26 protein-coding genes, 1 tRNA gene and 3 pseudogenes are annotated in these 24,995 nt (G+C 37.5%); 9 read left to right on the top strand and 21 right to left on the bottom strand.

Features of this window, described 5'->3' with window-relative positions; translation table 11 throughout:
* Positions 1 to 66 precede the first annotated feature (66 nt).
* The 8 genes from MKY65_RS04865 to MKY65_RS04830 form a co-directional block, all read right to left on the bottom strand.
* A complete protein-coding gene (locus MKY65_RS04865) occupies positions 67 to 402 on the bottom strand; it encodes a DUF5362 family protein (protein WP_193063964.1) in 336 nt (111 codons plus the stop codon).
* A 221-nt stretch (positions 403 to 623) separates the two neighbouring features.
* Positions 624 to 1,088 (bottom strand): hemerythrin domain-containing protein, encoded by a 465-nt coding sequence (locus MKY65_RS04860; protein WP_339182833.1) that lies wholly within the window; start codon positions 1,086 to 1,088, stop codon positions 624 to 626.
* A 104-nt stretch (positions 1,089 to 1,192) separates the two neighbouring features.
* A complete protein-coding gene (gene panF / locus MKY65_RS04855) occupies positions 1,193 to 2,626 on the bottom strand; it encodes a sodium/pantothenate symporter (protein WP_339182831.1) in 1,434 nt (477 codons plus the stop codon).
* A gap of 39 nt (positions 2,627 to 2,665) precedes the next feature.
* Positions 2,666 to 2,938, bottom strand: a complete 273-nt coding sequence (locus tag MKY65_RS04850; RefSeq protein WP_193063966.1) for a YhdT family protein — start codon at positions 2,936 to 2,938, stop codon at positions 2,666 to 2,668.
* Between the two features lie 143 nt (positions 2,939 to 3,081).
* Positions 3,082 to 4,080: an LLM class flavin-dependent oxidoreductase gene (locus MKY65_RS04845; protein WP_339182829.1), complete on the bottom strand. Its 999-nt coding sequence runs from the start codon at positions 4,078 to 4,080 to the stop codon at positions 3,082 to 3,084.
* 97 nt (positions 4,081 to 4,177) lie between these two features.
* Positions 4,178 to 5,554, bottom strand: a complete 1,377-nt coding sequence (locus tag MKY65_RS04840; RefSeq protein WP_339182827.1) for a DHA2 family efflux MFS transporter permease subunit — start codon at positions 5,552 to 5,554, stop codon at positions 4,178 to 4,180.
* Positions 5,555 to 5,592: 38 nt separating this feature from the next.
* On the bottom strand, positions 5,593 to 6,027 hold the full coding sequence (locus MKY65_RS04835) for a GNAT family N-acetyltransferase (RefSeq protein ID WP_339182825.1): 435 nt from the start codon (positions 6,025 to 6,027) through the stop codon (positions 5,593 to 5,595).
* A 160-nt stretch (positions 6,028 to 6,187) separates the two neighbouring features.
* Complete coding sequence (locus MKY65_RS04830; protein ID WP_339182823.1) at positions 6,188 to 7,375, bottom strand: DUF4317 domain-containing protein; 1,188 nt, start codon at positions 7,373 to 7,375, stop codon at positions 6,188 to 6,190.
* A 1,065-nt stretch (positions 7,376 to 8,440) separates the two neighbouring features.
* On the opposite strand from MKY65_RS04830, the gene MKY65_RS04825 reads away from it, so the two are divergent.
* Positions 8,441 to 8,941, top strand: a complete 501-nt coding sequence (locus MKY65_RS04825; RefSeq protein ID WP_339182822.1) for a hypothetical protein — start codon at positions 8,441 to 8,443, stop codon at positions 8,939 to 8,941.
* Between the two features lie 95 nt (positions 8,942 to 9,036).
* Here the strand turns inward: MKY65_RS04825 and MKY65_RS04820 are convergent.
* A pseudogene (locus tag MKY65_RS04820) lies at positions 9,037 to 9,782 on the bottom strand (transposase); the annotation flags it as partial.
* Between the two features lie 126 nt (positions 9,783 to 9,908).
* Here MKY65_RS04820 and MKY65_RS04815 point away from each other — a divergent pair.
* Positions 9,909 to 9,980: transfer RNA gene (locus MKY65_RS04815), tRNA-Ala, on the top strand.
* A 397-nt stretch (positions 9,981 to 10,377) separates the two neighbouring features.
* On the opposite strand, the gene MKY65_RS04810 is transcribed toward MKY65_RS04815, so the two are convergent.
* Together MKY65_RS04810 and MKY65_RS04805 are read right to left on the bottom strand one after the other, a co-directional pair.
* A complete protein-coding gene (locus MKY65_RS04810; protein WP_339182821.1) occupies positions 10,378 to 10,911 on the bottom strand; it encodes a DinB family protein in 534 nt (177 codons plus the stop codon).
* Between the two features lie 136 nt (positions 10,912 to 11,047).
* Positions 11,048 to 11,593, bottom strand: a complete 546-nt coding sequence (locus MKY65_RS04805; RefSeq protein WP_339182819.1) for an HAD-IIIA family hydrolase — start codon at positions 11,591 to 11,593, stop codon at positions 11,048 to 11,050.
* A gap of 360 nt (positions 11,594 to 11,953) precedes the next feature.
* On the opposite strand from MKY65_RS04805, the gene MKY65_RS04800 reads away from it, so the two are divergent.
* On the top strand, positions 11,954 to 12,709 hold the full coding sequence (locus MKY65_RS04800) for an SDR family oxidoreductase (RefSeq protein WP_339182817.1): 756 nt from the start codon (positions 11,954 to 11,956) through the stop codon (positions 12,707 to 12,709).
* A gap of 265 nt (positions 12,710 to 12,974) precedes the next feature.
* Positions 12,975 to 13,310, top strand: a pseudogene (locus MKY65_RS04795) (transposase); the annotation flags it as partial.
* A gap of 251 nt (positions 13,311 to 13,561) precedes the next feature.
* On the opposite strand, the gene MKY65_RS04790 reads toward MKY65_RS04795, so the two are convergent.
* Together MKY65_RS04790 and MKY65_RS04785 are read right to left on the bottom strand one after the other, a co-directional pair.
* Positions 13,562 to 13,738, bottom strand: coding sequence for a hypothetical protein (locus MKY65_RS04790; RefSeq protein ID WP_339182816.1), 177 nt, complete (start codon positions 13,736 to 13,738; stop codon positions 13,562 to 13,564).
* Positions 13,739 to 14,147: 409 nt separating this feature from the next.
* Positions 14,148 to 14,819, bottom strand: a complete 672-nt coding sequence (locus MKY65_RS04785; RefSeq protein ID WP_339182814.1) for a hypothetical protein — start codon at positions 14,817 to 14,819, stop codon at positions 14,148 to 14,150.
* A 420-nt stretch (positions 14,820 to 15,239) separates the two neighbouring features.
* Here MKY65_RS04785 and MKY65_RS04780 point away from each other — a divergent pair, with 420 nt between their 5' ends.
* Positions 15,240 to 16,043, top strand: coding sequence for a sulfite exporter TauE/SafE family protein (locus MKY65_RS04780; protein ID WP_339182813.1), 804 nt, complete (start codon positions 15,240 to 15,242; stop codon positions 16,041 to 16,043).
* 293 nt (positions 16,044 to 16,336) lie between these two features.
* Here the strand turns inward: MKY65_RS04780 and MKY65_RS04775 are convergent.
* The 5 genes and pseudogenes from MKY65_RS04775 to MKY65_RS04755 form a co-directional block, all read right to left on the bottom strand.
* Positions 16,337 to 16,465: pseudogene (locus MKY65_RS04775) on the bottom strand (peptide-methionine (S)-S-oxide reductase); the annotation flags it as partial.
* A gap of 3 nt (positions 16,466 to 16,468) precedes the next feature.
* Complete coding sequence (locus MKY65_RS04770; RefSeq protein ID WP_339182811.1) at positions 16,469 to 16,645, bottom strand: DUF6440 family protein; 177 nt, start codon at positions 16,643 to 16,645, stop codon at positions 16,469 to 16,471.
* Between the two features lie 75 nt (positions 16,646 to 16,720).
* Positions 16,721 to 17,359: an HAD family hydrolase gene (locus tag MKY65_RS04765; RefSeq protein WP_339182809.1), complete on the bottom strand. Its 639-nt coding sequence runs from the start codon at positions 17,357 to 17,359 to the stop codon at positions 16,721 to 16,723.
* A 109-nt stretch (positions 17,360 to 17,468) separates the two neighbouring features.
* Entirely contained in the window at positions 17,469 to 17,939 is a 471-nt protein-coding gene (locus tag MKY65_RS04760) for a peptide-methionine (S)-S-oxide reductase (protein WP_339182808.1), read from the bottom strand.
* Positions 17,940 to 18,016: 77 nt separating this feature from the next.
* Complete coding sequence (locus MKY65_RS04755) at positions 18,017 to 18,547, bottom strand: GNAT family N-acetyltransferase (protein WP_339182807.1); 531 nt, start codon at positions 18,545 to 18,547, stop codon at positions 18,017 to 18,019.
* A gap of 558 nt (positions 18,548 to 19,105) precedes the next feature.
* On the opposite strand from MKY65_RS04755, the gene MKY65_RS04750 reads away from it, so the two are divergent.
* The 3 genes from MKY65_RS04750 (at position 19,106) to MKY65_RS04740 (ending at position 22,034) form a co-directional block, all read left to right on the top strand.
* Positions 19,106 to 19,714: an NADPH-dependent FMN reductase gene (locus MKY65_RS04750; protein WP_339182806.1), complete on the top strand. Its 609-nt coding sequence runs from the start codon at positions 19,106 to 19,108 to the stop codon at positions 19,712 to 19,714.
* Positions 19,715 to 19,732: 18 nt separating this feature from the next.
* Positions 19,733 to 20,920 (top strand): NAD(P)H-dependent oxidoreductase, encoded by a 1,188-nt coding sequence (locus tag MKY65_RS04745; protein WP_339182804.1) that lies wholly within the window; start codon positions 19,733 to 19,735, stop codon positions 20,918 to 20,920.
* A gap of 172 nt (positions 20,921 to 21,092) precedes the next feature.
* On the top strand, positions 21,093 to 22,034 hold the full coding sequence (locus MKY65_RS04740) for an FAD:protein FMN transferase (RefSeq protein ID WP_339182802.1): 942 nt from the start codon (positions 21,093 to 21,095) through the stop codon (positions 22,032 to 22,034).
* Positions 22,035 to 22,179: 145 nt separating this feature from the next.
* Here the strand turns inward: MKY65_RS04740 and MKY65_RS04735 are convergent, their stop codons facing one another.
* Entirely contained in the window at positions 22,180 to 22,389 is a 210-nt protein-coding gene (locus tag MKY65_RS04735) for a hypothetical protein (RefSeq protein WP_339182800.1), read from the bottom strand.
* 149 nt (positions 22,390 to 22,538) lie between these two features.
* Between MKY65_RS04735 and MKY65_RS04730 the strand changes: the two genes are divergently transcribed.
* Positions 22,539 to 23,456 carry an AEC family transporter gene (locus MKY65_RS04730; RefSeq protein ID WP_339182798.1) on the top strand — a complete coding sequence of 306 codons (918 nt, stop codon included), beginning with the start codon at positions 22,539 to 22,541 and terminating at the stop codon, positions 23,454 to 23,456.
* Positions 23,457 to 23,607: 151 nt separating this feature from the next.
* Here MKY65_RS04730 and MKY65_RS04725 read toward each other — a convergent pair whose 3' ends face one another.
* Together MKY65_RS04725 and MKY65_RS04720 are read right to left on the bottom strand one after the other, a co-directional pair.
* Positions 23,608 to 24,030 carry an NUDIX hydrolase gene (locus tag MKY65_RS04725; protein ID WP_339182797.1) on the bottom strand — a complete coding sequence of 141 codons (423 nt, stop codon included), beginning with the start codon at positions 24,028 to 24,030 and terminating at the stop codon, positions 23,608 to 23,610.
* 15 nt (positions 24,031 to 24,045) lie between these two features.
* A complete protein-coding gene (locus tag MKY65_RS04720) occupies positions 24,046 to 24,957 on the bottom strand; it encodes an aminoglycoside phosphotransferase family protein (RefSeq protein ID WP_339182795.1) in 912 nt (303 codons plus the stop codon).
* Between the last annotated feature and the right edge of the window lie 38 nt (positions 24,958 to 24,995).

Below are 24,995 nucleotides of genomic sequence, written 5' to 3'. Positions count from 1 at the left end.
AAAAAGCTGATGGAAGATAGCCGTTATTCTTCCATCAGCTTTTTCAACAAATATCTTATTTTTAAATTAGAGAGAGATTAATACAATAATTAATGGAATAAGCACGACTAACGAGATAATCGTTAAAATCCCCATAATCAGCAATAATTTTCCATACTTATTTAATAACTCATTCACATTGCCTGCTGTAAAATCGTCTGAAGCTATAATATTAGAAGCCTCTACGCCTGTTTGATAAAAGAGATAGCCAGTTATAATAGAAATAATGCCAGAAAGAATCATGCTCGGATCGACCGTTAAAGTTAAAACAATCGAAATTGCCCCCATGATAATGGATGCCGCTCCAACAATTTTCCCCCATGTTGCAATTCTTTTTAAATGGTCTATATTTAAATAATCCATCAAATCGCCTCTCCTTATAGTGACTTTATTACTATATTCACTTTCAATCGATTTATTAAACATCCTCCCAGTTCCGTTTATTTATGGAATTGTTTTATGATTACTTTATGTTTTAGATGAAAACATGTGATTCCTTCCCTATGTTATAAAAATCAAACTCTCTAAATAGAAAAATGCTGATGGCAGGATAAGCTCCCTTCCATCAGCATTCCCTCTCTTATTTAAAAACCGCTGTAGGAATCACGATGAAACTTCCCATACACTTGATGCAGGTATTTATCTGGAACAGCTTCTTCAATAACCGGAAAGATTTCTCTCTCCTCAAATCGGACATTCTTCTCTAACAGCTCCCCAAGCTGATTCATTTTTTCATATGGGTCCTCTCTGTTTTCACGTATCGCATAAACGAAACTGCGGATTTGCATGTGCTGATAAAGCATTTCTTTAATCAATTCGATTTCCGGTTTTTCAGCATAGACCTCATAAAGCGGCAGCAGAACCTCTTCCTCATCCCGGAAATGAAGGACGGCATCCTTTTCCCAATAATCAATAAGACCTCTAATGGATTCGCCTAAGGATTTATCGGTCTTTTCTGTACCGGCCTGCTTTAATTCCATTGCTTGTACTAATGCATGATGATGGTGATGTGATAATGGCTTCAGTGCATCATGCCGCTGTTTTTTCACAATAACCCACCTCCGACACTGTCTGATACACTTCTCCAGCTAAAAACAAGGAGAAGCGTCTTCTCTTCTAGTATAAACCAAACCCTGTCTGCAGATATACGATTTCAGCTTGATATTGCTTCTTTTTTATACGATAGACTTCCTGAAACATATGCAATCAACGCCAGCAGCATAGATGTCACCACAGAATGCATCCCAAACGGCTGCGGATAAAATGTTTCAAAAATAATATAACTGAAGACTCCGGTGAGCATCGAAGCAATCGCTCCATGCTTCGTTCCCCTTCTCCAATAAAGTCCGAGGATAATCGGCCAGATAAAAGCAGCCTCCAAACCTCCCATGGAGAATAAATTCAGCCAGATAATCAAATCAGGCGGCTGCAGCGACATCAAAACAACAATGATTCCTATTAATGCGGTAGCACCCATACTCCATTTACGAATCGTTTTATCATCGGCATCAGGACGGATATAATTTAGATAAACATCCTTCACAATCGTCGAGCTCACCATTAACAGCAGCGAGTTTACTGTTGTCATAATCGCCGCCATTGGTGCTGCTAAAACAATTCCGGCAACCCAGCCCGGTAAAACGGCTTGTGCTAATTCCGGCATCACGGTATCACCTATTTCGATACCGGGAAGTACAGTCCTTCCAAACACTCCAATTAAATGCATATTCAGCATAATAAAACCGACTACGAAGGTACTGATAATAATGCCTCGATGCAGCGCCTTTGTATTTTTATAAGACATCGCACGAACCGCAATCTGAGGCAAGGCAACCACCCCGACACCGACCAATACCCAGAACGAGGAAACATAAGCAGGGGTTAAACTTCCATCTGCGCCGAATGGTGTAATCAAATTCGGATTCTCTGCAGCCAGATCATGCATAATCTGAGATACACCGCCTCCTGCTATAATTACGGCTATAAGTAAAATAAGCGTACCTATAAACATAATAATACCTTGTATGCCATCCGTAATCGCTACTGCGCGAAAGCCGCCAACGACAACATATACTAAAACAGCTAGTGAAAAAATACATAACGCCGTAAAATATGGAATGCCTGTTAAGGATTGAACCAGACGTGCCCCGCCAATCCATTGTGCCGACATCGCCGAAAACAGGAAAATCAAAATACTGGCCGCGGACAGAATCACAACCCATTTGGACTGATATCTTTCCTTCAAAAAATCAACAATCGTAACAGCCTTATACTTTCTTGTGACAATCGCAAAACGCTTGCCGAGCACCATCAAGACAAAGTAACCCGTTGCAAGCTGTGTCATCGATAACAGCACCCATCCAAGCCCTTCATTATAGGCTGTTCCCGGCCCGCTCAAGAAGCTGCTTGCACTTCCATAGGTTGTTACCAGTGTCATTGCCAAAATAAAGCCGCCAAGACTTCTGCCGCCCAGAAAATATTCCTGTAAAAACGAATCGGAGCGGCTGACAAATTTGCCGGCCCAAATTCCAATCATAAAGATAATCGCAATAAATATAAATAGTGGTAAAACAGCTTCCCAGTTCATGGTTAAACTCCTCTGATATCAAAATAAGACATTCTTTGTTTATTCCTCTTCGGCTTCTAATGACATATCTTTAAAAAAGAATTTAACAACAAATATCGTTAATAGCATCATTACGACAAAACCAAGAATGCAGCTGAAGAAAAACCATGCCGGGAAACCAAATATGTACTGATAGGATTCCGGAGATTTGCTTCCAAGTCCATAAGCAAACCCAAACCACCAGATAAAATTAAAAATAACAAGAGCTACACCGGTCCAAGCTTCCCGATTCGCAGTCTTGTAACGTTTATCCGTCCATTCTTTTCTTTTCATATTAAAAGCTCCTAACCATCCTGAAAAGATTATTTTCTTTCTTACTATAATCAAATTCCTATCAACTGTAAACTGGCAGCATTTTCAATTAGATCCCAGACATAACAAATCCTCGTTCCACTTCCTATTATTTCATTACTAGTTTAAAGCATTGCTTCTGCCAACAGACGATAGGATTTTTTCTTTGCTTCAAAATCAAATGTATTATTGATGACCATAAACTCGTCCGTCTGGTATTTCTCCTGCAGCTCCAATAACTGTTGTTTCACTGTTTCCGGTGTACCGATAATACATCTTTCCCTGTTCTTTTGGATTATCTCTCTATCTTCTGCACTCAGTTTATCCATATCACAGTGAACAGCCTCGCTAGACGTTACTTTCGTTCCTAATCCCTTACTGACATTTAATAACCATTTATCCTGTGTCAGCGCATGCTCCTCCGCTTCTTCTTCTGTTTCTGCACAGACTATAAAAATACATACGATAGATCGCGGATTTTCCATATTGACAGACGGTGTAAAATTTTCCCGATACGTTTGGAGCGCCTTCACACCTTTTTCCGGATTGATAAAATGGCCAAAAATAAATCCTGTTCCCAGTTCTGCTGCATAGTTTGCACTTCGCTCGGATAACCCGAGTATCCAAAGCGGCGGTACCTGATCCACACGCGGAGTGGCCTTTACTAAACGAAAATCATGATCCCGCGGCAAGGAATTATGCAAAAACCCCTGTAAATCAGCAGCTTGTCTCGGAAATTCAGCTAAACTCCGATTTTGATTATCTGTCAGCGCAGCCCTGGTCTCCGGAGAACCTCCCGGTGAATTTCCAACGCCAAGATCAATTCGGTCAGGAAAAAACGCCGCTAATGTTTTGCCAATCTCAGCGACTTTATACGCACTGTACTGCGGCAGTAAAATACCGCCTGAGCCGACACGAATACGGCTTGTGACAGAAGCGATCCTCGTCATCACAATTTCTGGAGCAGAAATCGACAGCCCGTTCGTATTATGATGCTCTGCCACCCAATAGCGGTGATACCCAAGCTCCTCCGTCCATTTTGCCAGCTCCAGCGTATGCTGTAATGCCGCTTCTGGCGTTTCCCCCATGGAAATTGGGGATTGATCTAGTACACTTAATTTCATGTTAAACACGGTCCTTTTTCAAGTTAAAAACTTCTACAAATAATTAAAAAGCATAAATGTCATCCATTCAACATTTATGCTTTTAATCGATGCGCCGCTATTCTATTTTCTCCTTAATACGCATGGACAGCAGCACCCCAAGCAATGCTGTCACAGCCATCATTATAAATGCATACGTCGTCCCCCAATAGGTTCCTGTCCGCTCCGGTGCATCCATGACAGCAGTCGTTACACTGATAACGGTTGTCAGAATCACCACGCCAAAAGCCATTCCCAATTGGCGCACGGTATTCACAATCGCTGAATTATGAGCCATTTCCTTTTCATCCAATACATTGACACTGACAGAAACTAATGGCATCAGCGACAAACCGAATCCGGTCATAAAAAAGCAGAAATAAATCATAATCAAATATGGGGAGCTGTCGATACTTAGCGTTGTCATCAGTACTAAGGACACAAGCGTAAAAGCAAACCCGATAACAGCTAAAATCCTTCCGCCATACCGATCATATAAATTCCCCGAAATAACAGAGACAATACAAAGCAGAATCGTACCTGGCACTAATAAAAAGCCAGATAGGAAGGCGCTCGTTTCTAAAACGTTCTGCGCAAACATCGGCAAAATCGTCTCTGCCGATAATAGGAGCATCATATCCATAAATATAAGCACCACGGCCAACAGAAATGTCCGATTCTGAAATAAATGCACATTCAGCACAGGCACATCATCCGCTAATTGCCGCCGGACAAAAAGATATAATAAAACAGCACTGATACAAAATGGCAAAATAACGAGATACAGGTCCATGCCGGCAACACTAATATTACTGATACTAAAAATAAACAAAGAAAAAGCCCCTGCCGAAAGAATCACAGAGAGAATGTCCAGCCGCGCTGCCTGTTTTTTCAATACATCCTTCATATAGAAAACCGCTAACAGCAAAAGTATCAGCACCAATGGCAGCATAAACCAATGAAGGATGCGCCAATGGAAAACATCAATAATCATTCCGGTCAAAGACGGCGCACTTGCCGGAGCGACATTAATGACGCCGCCCAGCAGACCAAGTGCAAATCCTCTTCTTTCTTTTGGAAATACGGTAATTAAAATCGTTTGAATCACAGGCAATATCACACCCGTTCCAACCGCCTGTATCGCTCTGGCAAGAATCAATTGAATAAAGCTCTGCGAAAAAGCACCAACAATAAGGCCGGCAGCCATGCAAAGCAGTGCAAAAACTAAAAGTGCTTTGGTTGAAAATCGGTTAGATAAATAGCCTGTCAACGGGATAAACACTATGGTTGTTAATAAATAAATCGTCGTCAGCCACTGTACTTCCGTGGCATTAATCTGAAATTCCCGCATAATCGCCGGGTAAGACGTAATCAATAAAAACTGGCAGAATGTTAATAAAAATCCTGTTGCCAGCGTAACAATAATAACCCCTTTGTTTTCTAATTTAGGCTGCATGGCTCCTCCTTATCCGTTGTGACATTATATGTAATGCTTTAATTAAACTGCTTCACCATCAAATAATGCGGAATACCATCTTCTAAAAATTCATCTGACGCCGTTTCATATCCCAATTTGTGATAAAATCCTTCCGCATGCGTCTGACCATGCAATTTTGCGCGGATTAATCCTTTTTGTAAAACAATCTCCTCTAAGGACTGTACAATTACCTTGCCGAGCCCATACTTACGATAAGGCTTCAAAATACAAATTCGTTCCAGCTTCCCGACTCCTTCTACTGCTCTCACTCTTCCCGTTCCTACAGGCTTGTTATCGTAATATACTAAAATATGAACGCAGTCCGCATCCAGCGAGTCAAACGCATCAAACTCCTCTTCTTCAGACACTTCCTGCTCCTTGACGAAAATTTCTTTTCTAATCTCAAAAACTTTCTGTAAATTTTGTTCCTCTGTTACGATTTTATATGTCACCTGAGTTTCCCCTCTCTGCCTCTATTTGCATCCTGTTAAAAAATATAATTGCTACTATTGTAAAACAACTGACTATTGTTGTAAATGCAACAAATATAATAAGCTGGCTAAGCCTCTTAAAAAGCCTCCCAGCCTAATTTCGACTAAGAGACTTTACTATTTATTCCCCGTCTTCTACTCTATTAAAGATAGCTTCCGGAATCATTTCAAACCCTTCAATCACTGTGTTTTCTTCCACTTCAATCATCAAACAGAGCTTGCCGTCAAGCGTTGTCTGACGGACATAACGCAAATCCTGCGGGCACACTTTAAGGTCAGCCACTTTCGTTTTGATTTTAATGGATTTAGATGTATATTTCGGTACAATACTGGTTGCTTTCATCTCATATTTTTCATCATCAATCACTTTTTTAAAAGCAGTCTCTACCTTCTCCGGGTCAATATCCTGTACTCCGCTGCTGGTTAATACTTTTTCTACATCCTTATAATCCAGCATTGGCGCATCTTCCTCTTCATTTTCTTCAACAACACGCTGAATCTCATCATACACATTCGCCAATGTCGTCGTATTGATCTGCTCACCAGCTACATCCTTAACAATTTCCTCAAACACAATCTTATCGTCCTCTGCGGTCATTGCTTCCTCTGCGGTCAGCACTTCCTCAATAAAATGATAATCCAGCTCATATGGCTTGGCTGCAGAATAAAGCACATGGTTCACATCCGCTGCTCCGCCTGTAAATGCCGGGAATAAGAAACCGCCAATAGGCTGTTTTAAATTAATTACCGGATCCACCACAAAATGATATTTAAATTCCTTCTCCACATAATCAAAAAGCAGTTCTTTCTTCGGATCCATTGTTTTATTCATGCTGCATAAAGTAAATGGACTTGAAAAAACCTTGTTTCTGCTGCTTTCTTCCGCCTCTTCATTACTCCGTTTTACAGGCTTTGCATACTCTCCATGGATAAACGTGATAACAATATCCATCTCATACTGCTTATCCTTCAGCATTTTCGCTACAATTTCCAGCATCTGCGCCTTCCATTCTTCTGTATCATCCGAGAGCATTCCCTTGTGAAGAATAAGCTGGCTGCTGTCTTCCACATCACGCTGGAATTTCAATTCAAACAATTTTTGATCCAGCTGCCCTGTCAGCACCTTCTTAAAATTCGCCATGAACAAATCTTTCTGCTCATCCTCCAGCATTTCAAACGGCGTACTTTCATAATGATAGATTTCACTTGATTCTTTCATAATATATACATTGAAAATATCCTGTATCTTTAATAAATCATTATTTACTTTGAATTGTTTTTTTATATCGGCAATATCTTTTTTATTCAAATTGGATTCTCCTCTATTTCTTGATCGGCTTATCACTTTTTGCTGTCTGCTTTCAACAGCGTCTATCTATTTTATCACAAATCAATAGGAGGTGTTCTTCTATTCATTTAAGATTTTCAGAAACAAAAACAACAAATAAATAAGCCTTCTGATAACAGAAAGCTCCTTTATTTGGATTCTTTTATTTACTATGTGGATAGTTTAGAATTTCTTTTTTATAAACCGTAAAATCATCTAAATGGTTCTCTATAATTGAGTTCATCCTATTAATCTTCAACGATGGATAATGACGTACTGCACTATTTTTAAATTCTATTATTTCTCTTATTCTTCTTACTCTCTTTTTCCGCTTAAATTTTATCGTATTTTTCATTCCCTGTTCCTATATAATACAAAATGAAAAATCCAGAAATAAATGATAAGATAAAAACAATTATAGCCATAAAAATCACCACCATAAAAGGAGTATATATTTAAAAATGTGGAATACTGCTGAAAATATTTTTTTATCGCTAATAAAACATAATACTTACATAATTATTTTTCTTTTACTCATTTTACTTATTAGTTTTATTTTCCCAGTTACTACTTCAACAGCATTTCAAAGTTTATTTGAATTGCTACCAAATTTCATAAAAAAATATTTTAATAATATATCTTTAACTAATTCAGACATTTTTTCCATATTTCAATTTACATCAATAATGCATATTTTAAGTGTACTTTTACTTTTACTTAGTAGTTGGAAAATGAATTTTTTCAAAGAATGTTTAGCAATTTATGGATTTCTAGTAATTGTAAATATTTATTTCATATTAATATTATTTATTTTGTACAACAATAATATAACAACCTTAAATCTAATATCATATCTTTTTGAAGAAGTTAATTGGTATAACTTTTTCTCAATAGCAAATTTTGGATTAATTTGTTTATATATTCTTAATATACTTTTACAATTTGTAACAGATGAAAATTGATATAAAAAAGCGTGCTAATTTATTTAAACTAGTATGCTCTATCTGACACTTATTATTTTATATACTAAAAAGGGAGTGTATTCTTATGTCATTAGAAAATATTAAAGGTAACATTAAATCCATTCTAGAAAATAATGACTATATACTTTTAGTTATCTTAATGATTCTTTTTATTAGTTTAATCTCTCCTACGTCAACTAGAATGGGCTTTGAAAGTTTAGGAGAAGTTTTACCGGAATTTTTAAGTAATTATTTTAAAAACCTTTCATTGACTAATAATCAAGTTATTTCTATTTATCCATTGTTATCAACTTTTTTATCACTTAGTCTTTTTATGCACCTTCTTAGTTATCGTACTGACAACTATTACTTAGAATCACATAGGCTGTTACATTTCTTTTTACATATAAACACTTATTTCATTTTATTTTTTCTTATACTAGTACGACTTGATATGACACAATTTATTTCTCCAGTAGAATTTTTTCAACAAACCAATTGGCTTATGATCTATTTTTGTATAATCAGTTTTGCATTATCCTTTATTTATTTATCATCAATACTAATAGGTTTAATAAAAAAATAAAAATTATTAAATTTTAATTGTTGAATGAATTTTATAATTGCTCTTTTTAAACAAAGACGAACCGAATTTTCGAAAATGTATTTTTAAAACAAAAATTATGCAGCAGATTGTCGTTGAATAAGCTCCGCATGGATACGATTCGCAGCCAATTGGGAAGCATTATAAATCAAAGTGAACTTTCGCACGCTTTCCAGTGCGATAACGAACATTGTTTAGCTGATAGAACTCTTTCAGATAAGCATTGACACGTTCTACTGCCGTACGTTGTTTGAAAATGTTTTTCCATGCTTTTGCCCCGCGTGCAGGCGCCGTATAACGTCTTAAATCCGTGGTTATCTGTACTTTATATACTTTTTGACAGATACCCTCGTTCGCAAGTGGGCAGTCGCTGCATTCCTTTGGTCTGGTATATTTCAATGTCTCGTATTTTGGATCAAAACTGTCATATTTATAGGAATGTTCTCGAAAACAGGTTGGGGCAAAATTCTTATCAAACCCGATCATTTTGCTTATTATAGGCAATGACAGACTTTTGACCCTTGCGATGAATCTGTTCATAAATTGCTTTGAAATCGTAACCCGCATCCAGCGCTTCATAATGAATGGTTGTAATAGGGGGACGTTGATCCATTCCCTTTAATAAGGCAATAGCGGCTTTCCCGTCATTCAGATTACCAGAAGAAAACAAAGACTGCAGAATATATCGGCTCGATGTACCAACTGCGAGGTGTCCTTTTTAGCCAAACCAAAATTCGTTTTTACCATCTGCATTCTTTTTCACTCCCCATTTTGGGTTCTGTGTCACTTCTGAACGCAATATGTCTAACGAAACGTCTATCTGTGGATATTCTTCTTTTTATTATTTGTGGGTGAAATTATTTTAATCTGACCACTAACAAAAATCTTGATACAATCCCACAAAAAGTATATAATATCATTGTTCGATTTATTTTCTGCTTATCTATGCGGGGCTGTAGTTCAGTGGGAGAATACTTGTCTGGCAGACAAGGGGTCACGGGTTCGAATCCCGTCAGCTCCATTTAAAAAGCACGCTTGCTTATTCTAATTTCAGAATGAGAAGCGTGCTTTTTAGATTGTAGAGCCTCTATTTTGATAGCTCGCAAGTACATGTTTTACGTTAAATTAAAAAACCGTTTTGAAAAAAGATTGATCAAAAATACGCTCTTTCTTTTTAACAAACTTTATGACCATGGTTTTAAATCAACGATTCTTTCTGCATATCCAGACGATTCCAAGTTTAAATCAATCCTTCCAGCCAGCCTCTTAATTCTGATATACTGCAATATCCTTATTCCAGATAATGGACCTTTTCTATAATTTCGAACGCTTTTCCTCGCTCCGCATAAGCACCCAACCGTTGTACTTTTCATGTCGTAATATTTATCCTAAAATTTTGAGTGCATACTATATTTCTATCAATCAGATGATGATGCATATTCAAATCTAACATAGCCAATTTCAGAAGCATTTTTCATTAATTCGAGATTTAGCCAAGAGGCTAGTTTATGAAATTCCACGTCATTATTAAATGGGAACTTACTGTAATGTTTACTGTTTAAATCTTCTTCTGTTACGTTTGATAATATCTTTTCCCATCTTTCTATCAGAGAGTTGATGGTTGACTTGACTGATTCTACATTTTTATTAACATTTATGTCCTCTTTAGTTAGCGTGCCATCACCAAAAGAGTGATTAAAAACCATTTCCCACCAAAATGTTATATGCCACAATGTCCAAGCAATACTTGGTGTACCAATCTCATAAGCTTCGGATTCAGGTAAGTCAGCATACCAATTTCCATCCACTTCTTGAATATGCAGTCCACTATTAGGCGAACGCCACATATATTCATCCTGACTTAATGAGGAAAGATGGTATTCGAGAAGTTGTCTAGAAATACTAAATTGAAATTTAATATTATCCCTTAATGCTGTATCAGTATTGCTCATGATAATACGTCCCTTCTAATCTAATTAAAATTCATGCTATCTTTACCTACCATACACGCTTTTTTCACTAAATGGCCCTTCGTAAAAATGAGCGTGCCTTCTATTCAGGAAAAGACGCCCTTTTATGAAATAAACTTCATAATCTATTGCTTAGAATATAATTACTATACAACCAACTTATAGCATCTTTAAAATCATTAGCTATGTAATCAATGTTTACATCATTTAATTTATCAAAATGCTCATTTAGGGAAGACTTCCCTGCCCCAGTTTTAACAAGGATTTTAATACTTCCCACCTTTGCTGCGGCAACTATATCGCTCCATCGGTCTCCTACAACGACACAGTTTTCAAGCTTCAATTCGTGTTTTTGCTGTGCTTCCATTAACATACCTGTATTCGGCTTTCTGCAGGAACACCCTTCGTCATGTCTATGCGGGCATATATATACATCATTGAAACCGAAACCTTTTAATTCCTGTACGAAATCCTGTCTTTTGGCTAAACCATTTGAAATTCCGGGTTGATTGGTAAATGAGAAAATTTTTATATTGTCTTGTTTTAATCTCTTGATTCCCTTCTCTACATATGGAAAAAGTTCAAATTCACCTGGATAATGAACCGTGTCATCCTCGCCAATTGTTCCATCACGATCTAAAAAGATTGCTTCTATTTGTCTCATGCTCATTTCCCCTAAATTTAATATTTTATAACCATTTTTACTCCCCCGTTTAAGAATCCTTTTCAATTAATTCTATACATTCAGTTTACACTGAACTACTTATTTATGTAAGTCTAGCATCTGGTGATTAGCGGGGGTTATTTGCTAGTGAATAAGAGAATCAAATAATTTGAAATATAAAGCAATTGGAGAGCAGTTAAGTAATCCTCATTAGTTTGACACCCTAGGAATACAAGGGTTTTTATGTTCCATATCAAATTTGTTATAGGCTAGTATTGTATGCACAATCATGGAGTTTTTCGATGTTTCTTGATAATCTATAATTATAAATAATTCTGAATTCTGAAAGGCAGGGATATAATGTTTGATTTAACTAGTAGAATCGCTATGGTCACCGGTGGAGCAAATGGGATTGGTAAAGGAATTGTGAAGACGTTAGCAAAAGCTGGAGCAACCGTTATGATCTGTGACATCGATGAAGAAGCAGGGAAGAAAGTGGCTGCAGAAGTGAGTGGGGAGTTTCATAAATTAGACGTGACGGACAAAAATAATGCGGAACGGGTTGTTCAGGATATTTTAAAAAAGTATGAAAGAATCGATATTCTGGCTGCGAATACAGGTATCTACCCGGATGTATCTATTGCAGACATGACAGAAGAAGATTGGGATAAAATCCAAAGCATTAACTTGAAAGGTATGTTCTTCACTGCCAAACCGGTATTAGAAGCGATGAAGAAGCAAAACTATGGCCGGGTCATCCTGACATCGTCAATCACGGGAGATATTACCGGATATCCGGGCGGTTCGATCTATGGGGCAACCAAAGCAGGGATTCTTGGATTTATGCGTAATGCGGCTTTGGAGTATGCACCATATGGCGTTACGGTTAATGCGGTTCAACCTGGAATGATTGCTACTGAAACCTTGAAAAAGGAACTGGGCGTGTTAAGTGAAAAAGGTGCGGAAGCTGTTCCAATGAAACGATTAGGAGACCCTGAAGACATCGGAACAACAGTTTCCTTCTTTGCATCAGAAGAAGCAAAATATATTACCGGTCAGTCACTTGTTATAGATGGCGGACAGATTTTGCCTGAAACCCCTGATGTTATTTTATGATAGAAAGACGTTGCGGGATTCGGAAATGATACAATCTTCCTGCAAAAGATGCTTTCTTCCATACGTCATTTACAGAACATGGCGTTGACGGGATTTTTATGAAGGTTCGAAAACAATCAACGATTCAAAAAAATCTAAATAGCTTGTTATCTCATACCTCCCAAGTAATTGTGACAGTTATAAGCTGCATCAAATAAATGAAAAAGAACCCATTTCTATTAAGGTTAAAAGTACCAGCAAACAACCAATAGAAAGGGTTCTAATAATGGCTGCTTTACCGCAAATCACACTTGATTTCAATCGTAAAATCAAACTATCTCATGATGGAGGCGAATTATCCTCCGATACTGGTGAAATGATTTTCCGTGAATTGGATGAAAAAATCGGATTCTCTGCGACCTTGGCAGAATAATATTTACAGCTTACCAATGAACGGCGCTGCTACATGCATGCGAATGAAGATTTACTTCGTCAGAAAATCTATCAAATCATCGCTGGATATGCAGAAGGGGATGCTGCAGATGTCCTGATGCACCATCCGGTATTTACGCAAATCATGGGAAAAGATGCACTTGCTTCTCAGCCAAGTTTGTCTCGTTTTTGATCTTCTTTATCACAGAGAACCGTCCGTAAAAGTAACTTTATTTAGGCGGGAGTTCAGGTGAGCTAACTCCCTGAATCACTTAGGCTAATGCAGTGGGAGAATGAAGGAAACAGATTAAGTTAGCGACGTTCTAGGGTTGTGGGACTGTGATTACTCGTCCCATCGTAAAGAGTTGGGGTTGCGATTACTCACCCCACCGAAGAACTTTTGTACATCGAAAAACTCCCACTGAGTGAAGTTTCGTTTTATCATTTTTGGTATTTTTTCGTTGATTCTGTTTCTTTCTCAGTCGGGGAAGAGCCTTTTATAACATCATAATATCTATCAGCTCCTAAACCGCCTTCGTCAATCATTTCGGAGATTTCTTGAGTCCGCATTTCTTTGCTTTTGTCTATCTTTTTCTTTGCTTTGTCATAATTGGTCATCTTTCATCCCTCCCTTTACTTAAAATCTACATGCTATCTTTAGGGCTGTCAAGATAATAGTATCGAAAAATCAAAAAAATCAGTTATTTAATTTTATCTGCCTGTATTATACTCATAACAAGTTGAAAAAAAGATAGAAAAGCCTGTCTCCTTCGTATTTCAAATAAAGAATTAGGCTTATGCTCTTCAACATAACCTCCGATAATTGAAAGACCATTAAATTAACCTTACTGGATGATATACAAATTTTGTTCACCAAGGAGTTTTGGGAAGCATAAATAGACACAGGAAGTATTATAAGCTAAAAAATTCAAGCGTGCGCATCAAGTATACAATCCATTCTCTCAACAAAAAGGCCGAAGCTGACATGCTTCGGCCTTTTTGTTGAGAGGAGATAATGAAGCAACAGTCACTCCATTTCATTATCTTCTCCAGTGGGAAGTAACCTGTATTCCCAATGGGTTCTACATTCATGTAATTTATAATTTCCTTCTATTTCATCTTTTGACATATATCCGCATTGCTGATCCGTATTAAAAACATCCTGCGCTTCATCGTCTAAGGCTCTGTAGTGGCTCAAATCTGAATAAACCATAATCCATGCCTGATCAACACTTTTTTCATATCCGGATTTCAAATCATATATAAGTACACCTTGATCCCCTTCGTCCTTCACCACTCTGATTTCACTTTCATTATCCTGTCCATTTTCTCCCGCAGTCTCCATAAACGCTTCAAGGATATCTTTATTTTTCAACTCATTATTTTTGTATACAACATCATCTTCATTGGGAACATATTCTTCCAAAGGCTCTTCCTGGCTCTGTTCCTCCGCTGATTCATCTTGGCTTTTTCCTTTCCAATCTGCAAAAGAATCGGTTTCTGTTTCTGGGTTGATAGGAGATGAATCTTGTGTACTTTCTTGTCCAGGTAAATTGTCATTTTCGTTTTGCGTCACATCATTTTCTGATGACAGGTGATTAGACTCCGCATCCGAATCCTCCGTTACATTTCCACAAGCAGTCAATATAACGAATACGAATGCTAACATGCCCATTAAAAATTTAGTATTATTTTCCATTTAAAACTTCCTTTCTCCGATAATACAGCTTTACAAAAGAGTGAATTGGCGCATGTTAATTGATAGTTTAATAACGTGTCAGCAAGGATTAACATTGCTCTCTAATACTAAATATTAACACAGGTATTCCAATTATGAAAAATCGGGAGGGATGAGTGAAGAAGGATTCCTTGCCCCTTTATCAGGTATGAATTGCTGATCTGCATAGAGTACAAGTGGTTAGTTTGTTATTTTCTACGTATTCATCATCCTTTCGCTTGCACTACCGGGCATGGACAAAAATACAAAAGCACAAGTGCAGTCGTTGAAGTTTGAACTGGTCAGACAACACAATGCCTTATGGTAACACCATTCAATTTGTGATTTAATAGAATCTAAGAAATAATCCAAATGAATATAAGTAAAGAGAGATGATTGTTAGTGGGCTTTTCATTTTTAATGTTTTCATTAATCGGTATTTTAATTGGTGTGCTATCAAGCATGTTTGGTTTTGGAGGCGGAATCGTCGTAGTACCAATCTTATTTGCATTTTTACCCGATTCCATTCCAAGCGAATATTTAATGCATACTGCGATTGGTACATCATTAGCAGTTATGATTATCAATTCATTTAATTCAACGTATAACCATGCCAAAAAAGGCAATGTGACATGGTCTGTCTTTAAACGATTAGCGGGGTATATTGCAATAGGTTCTTTAATAGGCGGCGTGCTTGCAGTCTACATTGAGAGCGATTTTCTCAGGTATGCATTTATCGGCCTATTAATTTATGTCTTGATTTCGAACATGCTAAAAAAATCGTTCACAAGAGAAATTGGCGAACAAGCATTTCGTCTGCCTAAGCAGCGTTCCGCATCTTTTATCGGGATAGGCATTGGATTTCTTTCTACTCTGTTAGGTATTGGCGGAAGTACAATGACCATTCCTTATCTCAGAAATAGAGGGATGCGCATGATACATGCTGTAGCTTTGGCTACCCCATTAGGTCTGCCGATTGCTATCGTAGGAGCTTTTGCTTATTTAGTTACAGGAATGAAGATAGATGCGATGCCTTCATCAACGATAGGATTCATATACATACCTGCGCTTATTGGATTTACCGTCGGGGGATTTGTTGGAGTACCTATCGGCAGGTCCTGGGCTCAAAAATTATCTGATAAACTCTTTTCAAAGATTTATTTAGTTCTTTTGTTTATTGTGGTTATCATGATGATTATAAGTTGATTGTTTGTCAATCATGATAAAACGAAACCTCATTCAGCGGTAGTTTTACGGGCGGTTCTCCGTGATAAATGGAATAAAGCTTGTAAAAAATGGAACAATCAAAAAGGCTACTATTACCAAAATATCTCTTAGATTTATTTTTTGTTTGGCAGCTCAGAGAGAAACCATTTCCAGTTTTGCCAAATCTATTTAAAAAGCACGCTTGCTTATTCTAATTACGAATGGAGAAGCGTGCCTTTTGTTCCTCAGAAAATAGTAAGGAAAAAATTCAGAGTTTAATCCTTATATTTATTTCATATTTCTTTTTGAAGATGACAATAGTTATTTGAGCGCCTGCTTAATCTCTCTTGAAGTTCCTCAGCGCTTCTCACGTAATTTGTAAGCAGCAAGACTTCAACCACCATACAACCATAATTATTTCTATTCTAATTAAAATCTTTGTCCACTAAGGGTTTACCTTCCTGATCCACCATAACAGTCAGCCCCGCTCCATAGCCTTCTTGATGCAGCATATACAAAACGCCTGTCTCATTATCACGAATAATCTTCGTATTCTTCATTTTTCCTTGAGAATAAACTTCTTCAAAACGATTGTTTGTCATTTTTAGCACTCTCCCTTCAAGAAAATAAATAACCTGTTTGTTAGAAAGAAATTATTTAACAATCATTTCTTTCTTCTATTTTTTTAACCATTCCAGAAATTCATTCACGTTGTTTAGCAGCAGGTCTGGATGAACACGAAATTCTAACGTTTGATAATTTGGCAGCCATTGTACTCCGATTGTATATACGTCTGCTTGTTTACCGGCCTGAATATCCGCATCGCTATCCCCTAAAAATACAGCCTCCGTGTTTTTTATGTGCAGCTGTGCCAGTGCCTTGTTTAATCCCTCTGGATGAGGTTTGGGCATCGTAACATCATCACCTGTTATGATTACATCAAACAAATCATTCATTTGAAGACAATCTAAAGATATAATCAGACTTCTTCTTGCTTTCCCTGTTACAATCCCTAATTGATATCCTTCTTTTTTTAAAAACCGGAGCAAATCGTTTATTTCCTCATCTTCAACAACAAGCTCTTGATGCTTTTCACTATATTTTTCATAATATAATTCAATTGCTTTATCCTGATTAGAGTCCAGCAGATTTTCTTTGATGATTCCAGTTTCCGAAGGGCCGAACATCGCTTTTACTTCATCGGAGGTGACCTCCTTATTGTCAAATTCTTTAAACACAGCTTGAAACGCGTAGAAGCAAACCGGCAACGTATCAGCAAGCGTCCCGTCAAAATCAAAAATAATTGCTTTCATCATTACACACCCTTTATCATCCTATTTGTATTCTGCGTTCTCTAAAAAACGCCTCTTCTCTATTTAGCGTACCATCCAACAGAGACCGAAAACCATATTTAAGTCCTTTCCCTTATTTATATTTACTTAACATTTCTTCTGGAATATGGCAATAATCATTTGGACATCTATCCAGCCTGTCTTGATGCTCCGCTGCACTTCTCACATAATTGGTAAGAGGCAAGACTTCAACCACGATATGTTCATAATCATCCCTATTCCTAAGAAACGCCGTCGCCTCTTTTAAATGCTCCGGACTTTCACTATATACTCCTGTTCTATATTTCTCGCCAATATCCTGCCCCTGTTTATTTAAACTGTATGGATCAATAATCTCAAAAAAATAATTCATTAATTCTTTAATGGTTATAACCTCTGGATCAAAGCTTGTTTTTACACACTCGGCATACCCATCATATTCCCCCTCAAGTGTGTGACTTGTTCCATTCGCTCTTCCCGCTTCTGTAAACGTAACTCCAGGTAATGTTTTTATAAAAGCTTGTACTCCCCATAAGCATCCGCCTGCAATATATACTACTTCCATTTTGATTCTCCTTTTGTTTAAACACCAAGAATTTTATACATATCGAATCAGGCAATTTTTCCTGACAAGATATCGTGTTATTCCTCTCTGCATAATGCCGAAACATCTTCCCAGCCATAAGCTACATCCTCTACTATCCATCCTCCAAACTCACTTTTTCTGCGGAGGTATTCTCCCCCTCCCATACGTTCGTAGAAACCAAGCCCGGATCTATTTTGTTCCATCACCCATACCATCATCGAATTCATGCCTTGTTCTGTGAAATGCTTAGCAATGGCTGAAACCAGCTGCTTTCCTGTCCCTAATCCTCTACTCTCTTGCAATAAATAAAGCGCGTATAGCTCCCCGTCAAATTTGTCGTTATCCAAACCTTTTCCTGCTGCAAAACCTATCGTTTTTCCTTCTTCATTAACTGCTATATAAATAAAAGGATTATTTTCACTACTTAAAAATGATATCCATTTTTGCTCTGCTTCCCCGTATGTTAAACTCTCCAAATAATTATCCGGTACGAAACCTTTATATGTAGTTTTCCAGCCATCAATATAAACTTTAGCTATGGATTTTATATCTTCTTTACTTGCTTTTCTAATCTGCAACAAATTCACTCCTTGTATTACATCGCCTTTATGTAGAACTAATTTAATCGTTAAATTAAGAACAATCATTCACACACAAAAATATATATCATTTATTTCTATAAAAAGTATGCTTGCAAACTATTGAACTAATTTTAGCAATCAGAACCTCTTTTCACAAGTTGATAAATATTGATAATTATAATGCTTTTATTATAAAGTGAAGCTTTATTCATGTTCCCTCTCCTTGTATCCTGCTCCTGTTGATTTTAATTTTATGAAACTCCCCCATAATGTTTCAAAATAAAAAGGAAGGGTATATCAAAACTAAAATGTTTTCTATCTACATATAAGCGGTAAAATGACCAGATCAAAGAAAGCGTTCTTAATAAAATATAATACGAGTCATCACAATCATTCTAAATATTATTTTATACATTCTCTTAGCACTATCTATTATACTTTTAAAATAAATCTTATAATTTAAAACATTTCATCACATCCCCTTGTATTTCCTGCTTAAACATATTATAATTAAATTGTGATGTACTTCACATTCTTTTTTCTAAATCAGAAAGGAGCAATAAAATGAAAAAATTTCTAAGTATTCTAGGAACAAATTCGGATTATTCTACGAATCGTATTTTACTGCAATTTATTCAAAAACATTTTGCAGATCAAGCTGAAATTGAAATTTTCGAAATTAAACATTTACCTGCTTTTAATAAGCCGGAAGACAAGACAGCACCTGAGGAAGTACAAAAACTGGCGGATAAAATCAGAGAAGCAGATGGCGTGATTATCAGTTCACCGGAATATAACCATTCCGTACCAGCCATTTTAAAAAGCGCGTTAGAATGGTTATCTTATACAAATCAGGCATTAATTGATAAGCCTGTTATGCTGACTGGAGCTTCCTATGGAAGATTAGGCTCTTCCCGTGCACAAAGTCATTTGCGGCAAATGCTTGATGCACCTGAATTGAAAGCACGCATTATGCCAAGTTCTGAATTTTTGATTGGTTATTCGTTACAGGCTTTTGATGATAATGGCACGTTAAAAGACCCACAAAAAATAGAAGAACTCGAACAAATTTTTAATGATTTTATACATTTTGTGGATATCACGAATCAATTAGTCAATGCGAATGAAACGCATCAGAAGCAAGCAGCAAACTTCTCATGGGAGACCAATTAATTACTAGGGGGTATATTGATGAAACTTGTTGGAATCGTAGGATCTAATGCTGAATTTTCTTATAATCGCATATTGTTAAACTTTATCGCAAAAAATTTCAAGAAATTAGTTGATGTGGAAGTACTGGATATTAAAGATGTCCCAATGTTTAACCAATCAGATGATCAAACCAATAGTGAAGTGATTCAAAATTTAAATAATAAAATTATGCAGGCAGATGGCGTAATTATTGCTACACCGGAATATAACCACTCCATCCCATCGGCATTACAGAGTGTCTTAGAATGGTTATCGTTTAAAATACATCCGCTTGATGAAAAACCGGTGATGATTGTGGGAGCTTCTTATGATGTCCAGGGATCTTCACGGTCTCAGTTACATTTGCGGCAAATATTAGATGCACCTGGAGTAAATGCTATCGTTATGCCAGGTAATGAATTTCTATTAGGGGAAGTCTATGATGCATTTGATGAAGATGAAAACCTGAAAGATGCGCAGACAGCCCAATTCTTAGAAACGTGTATCAAGAAATTTATCCGTTTTATCAATGTGGTCAAGGTTATCCACGCACCTGAAGGAATGCAGGATGTATCCGATACAGAGGATTTATATGCTACCGGAGCAATTGATACGACAGTGGAAGGCATCGATATGTCCGCCGATGACTGGCTGGAACAGGCTGCCGAAGCAACCCAGGCCGTGGAAGGCAATACGTATGTTAAATTAAATCGCGGGCTTTTAACAGTCAATCAGCTCAATCATTTCTTGAATTCCATGCCTGCCGAATTGACTTATGCAGATAGTAATAACCAATTCTTATACTATAACTACAACATGGAAAAAGAAGATATGCTGGCAGGACGCAGACCGGAACAAGTGGGAAGTCCATTAGCAGAATGTCACCCGGAAAGAGTATTTAGCGGCGTTTCCTGGGTCATTCAGCAATTACGTACCGGAAAACAGGATGTCGTAAGGACACAGGTTCCTACCCATGGACCAGATAAATTTGTTGTCCACAGCTATCAGGCGGTACGTGATGAGGAGGATAATTATATTGGCATCAATGAATATGTACAAGATATTCAGCCAATCATTGATTGGTATTTAGAACAAACTGGCCAGCAATTAACCGGAGGCGGTGTCGATGCGGTATCCGGAGCGACTTCGAAAGTAGATACCGTAGCTGGAGCAACGGTTAAAAGCTAAAGCTTGTTCATGAAAAAGAGGTCAACACGGCCTCTTTTTCAAGTGCTGTCTCAAGCCTTTATTTGATTTATAGACGATGCTGCAGAATGATTCTTCATGAAAACCGAAGCTTTTTTCTGACAGGCATCCTTTCGTTTTAATCAACGTATTCTAATGCAAAAGGGTGACAAGTATGACAATGCAAACGCGTGAAATACATAGGATGGGAACAATTATCCAATTATCTGTTCAGCATGACTATGCAGATTTTATTTTGGATGAATTGATTCTTCGATTAACAGAATACGAGAAACGGTTTAGTGCGCACGATGCAAGCTCAGAGCTGATGGAAGTAAACCAAAATGCAGGGATAAAACCGGTAAAGGTTAATCCGAGCTTGTACCAATTGATCAAAATCGGAAAGAAACACAGCACTCCGGCAGACAGTGCGTTAAACATTACCATCGGCCCTCTTGTTCAAGCTTGGCGCATTGGATTTGAAGATGCGAATGTTCCCTCGCCAAAAACCATTGCATCCTTGCTCAACAAAATAAACGCTGAAGACATTATTCTTGATGAGGAAGAACAAACCGTATTTTTAAAACACACGGGGATGTTTATTGATTTAGGCGCCCTGGCAAAAGGATTTATTGCCGACCTTCTGATTCAGGATTTGGAATCGATGGACGTATCGGAAGCCCTGATTAATTTAGGTGGAAATGTCATCACTCATGGAAATTCCCCAAATCAAGCGGATGGCTATTGGCGCATCGGCATTCAACACCCGCTCCTGCCGCGCGGGAAGTATATCGCTGTGTTAAACGCTCTAAACCAATCTGTGGTTACCTCTGGCATTTACGAAAGAAATTTCACGAAGGATAACCAGACATACCACCATATTTTGGACCCTCGCACTGGCTATCCGATTGAATCAGAAATTGCCGGATTAACCATTGTATCCAAAAAATCAGTCGATGGCGAAATATGGACAAGCCGTTTATTCGGAAAGTCTCCCCGCCAAATTATTGATGCGCTGGATGCGTTAGAGGATATAGAAGGCATTGTTGTTACAATGGGTGGGGAGATGTGTTATACCGAATCTCTTAAGCCATATATTAGTGAAGCTGTTTCCTAATATTTTTGATCGAGTAAGGAACCTGTTAAATTCTCTCAACCAGATACATCAGCTCAACCTTCATGCAAATACGAAAACACGCTAGCTTATTTTGAAATTGGAACAAGCTAGCGTGGTTTTTATCTGTCGAAAGATTGCAATACATCTATTTTACGAAACGCTGATAAATAAATATAAACAATAAGATAATAATGGAACAGCCGAAGATTCCTGCAGCCAGCATCCCAAGCCCTATGCCATACCAAGCATTAGCTGCTGCGGCTACGACAAAGCTCGCAGCAAATATCAGAATGGCAATCGAAAAACTAATGATCGATGGCAGATAGGCTTTACCAGCATAATGCAGAAGGTACACACTTAGCAGACTCATTAGTAATATATAATTTTTACTTATTCCAAAGGATAACTTTTTGATATTTTCCTTATCTTTCCTTTCATGATAAGATAAAGCCATATTTAGTAATGGCGCAATTCAACTATGAAACATTTAGGATGAGGTTTGAAATGTTTATTTTTATTTTATTAGACGTGATATTTCCCATATTGATATTGACCCTGGTCGGTGCCCTTTTACAGAGAAAGTTTCAATTTAATCTGAAACAGATATCTACACTGATTACATATTGCTTAATGCCAGCTGCTGTATTTGTGAATATATATCATATCAGTATAGAAATGGATATATTTTTTCAAATAATCTATTACATCATCCTTTATAGTTTAATTCTGATTATTGTAAGTCACATCATTGCCAAACTATTAAAATTAGACAGAGAAGAAAGTGCAGCTCTAAAAAATAGTATTTCGTTAATGAACTCTGGCAACTACGGCTTGCCAGTAAGCCAATTAGTTTTCAGCAGCAATCCTTTAGGGTTTTCGATTCAGGTTTTCATTCTTATTTTCCAGAATCTATTAACATACTCTTACGGAATTTATAATTTATTATCAGCAACCAAATCAATTGGAGGGATTATTCAATCCTTTCTTAGATTGCCAGTATTCCACGCATTGCTATTAGGGATGCTGTTCCAAGGATTTTCCATTCCCATTCCTAATTCGATTATGATACCGCTTGATCAGCTTGCCGATGGTTTTGTGGCTATTGCCCTTTTATTACTGGGAGCACAATTATCTAATATTAAGCTGCATTTTTTCCATCGGGTCATTACATGGTCTTTGATTGGAAGACTGGTGATGGGACCATCGTTAGCACTGGCTGTTATATATCTGCTGAATATTGATGGAGTCGTTGCTCAATCCTTATTTATCGCAAGCTCTTTTCCGACTTCCAGGAATACATCAACGATTGCGATGGAGTATCAAATCAAGCCGGAATTGCACGCACAAATTGTTTTATTTTCAACACTTTTTAGTATTATTACGGTAACTGTCGTGATTTATTTGTCTTATGTTTTGTTTTGATTTATATGTAAACAGCATTGATATTGGATAATTTGAGAAGCCGTAATAGGAAGCAGTTACGGCTTTTTAGTTCCTATATAAGGTTTTCAACTATTATTATCTAAACAATAAAAAAGAGCATAGCAACATCGAATCGCCATACTCCATCTTATTACTTCTCCACACCCTGAAACGTATAAGGAACCGCTTTTTCCAATAAGCTTCTAATTCCTGTTTTATGATAAGGCATCCATTTATCTGCTTCATCCATACTCATCCATGCGGTATCCGCAATTGTTTCTGTATCCTGAATGGAAATTCCGCCGCCAACCACCTTAGCCATAAACGAAAAAAAGATGGTATGGTGATTGAATCTTTCCATAAACGCTTCATTCACAGCAAGAATGTCTCCCGCTTCAATCGTTAAACCGGTTTCTTCTCTCGCTTCACGGATAACTGCTTCTGTTAGTGTTTCCCCAGCCTCCACTGCTCCGCCAGGCATCGACCAATTATCATGCTTTATATTCTGCACCATTAAAATCTTCTCTTCTGTCTCGTCTAAAATCAACGCATAGACCACATCTACTCTTTCCATCTTCATTATCCTCCTCTATTCCATCGCTTTTTCTAACAGTGAAACTGCGTATTCATCCATTCTCTCTATCATTACTTCCTCCGTAATATCCGTTTTCCCAAAGACTTCCCAGCCAGGATAAACTTCCGGCTGTCCTTCTAACACATCCATTAAGGAAACAATATCCCAATAAACATCATAGGAAAAATGATGCCCCGTCTTCTCTTGATACGCTGCCAAAAAAATATCTGCAGCTTCCACACCATAAAGCATGGCAAGATTCCAGCGGCAATGTCCCACATCCACTCCAGTATGACCTAAGCAGCCATTGGCCCAATCCACCACACCGCTCACCTCAGCATCCTTCCAAAGTACATTGGCCGGGTGAAAATCGCGATGAATAAATATCGGTTTATAGCTCGGCTCTGGACGCAATGCAATTTCTTTTAAAGCTTTCCATACTTCTGACTTTCCTGACCAGGCCGGAATTTCCATTTCACCCGCTTTTTGATAACGTTCGTGCTTCCAGGGAAAATGATTTATTATATTGTGGTGTATCTGAGCTAATGCTTCTGCAAGCTGATTCAACCATGCAGCTTGATTCGCCGGCAATATATCTACCTTGCCTTCCATTTTGCTCATTAAAAGGAGCGGTTTGCCGATTATTTTTCCTTCTGGATCAGCTGAAATATATAGCGGTGTTTCAATAGATAAAGATGCTGCTGCTTTTAGGCTGTCTGCTTCTTGTTTGATTTCTTTTGCTGTAAACTGGCTCTTTTCGTATTGCCGTAATACCAGTTCTTTCATTTCACCAGTCGGCAATTTAAGGTTTATTGCATACATCGCAGCTGTGGTGCTTCCTTTCAATGAATAAATATGATGAATAGCTGTTTCCTTTGGAAAGTGAGAAACAATCCAGTTCTTTAATCTTTCAGGAAGTTGAACCATAGAACCTCTCCTTTTCTATTAAAAAATCCCCGCTACTT

Origin of the sequence: Oceanobacillus sp. FSL W7-1293 (genome assembly GCF_037969815.1) — a bacterium.
Classification (GTDB): domain Bacteria; phylum Bacillota; class Bacilli; order Bacillales; family Amphibacillaceae; genus Oceanobacillus; species Oceanobacillus oncorhynchi.
The sequence above is the reverse complement of the archived record's forward strand: the minus strand, read 5'-3'. Positions and strand labels throughout refer to the sequence as shown.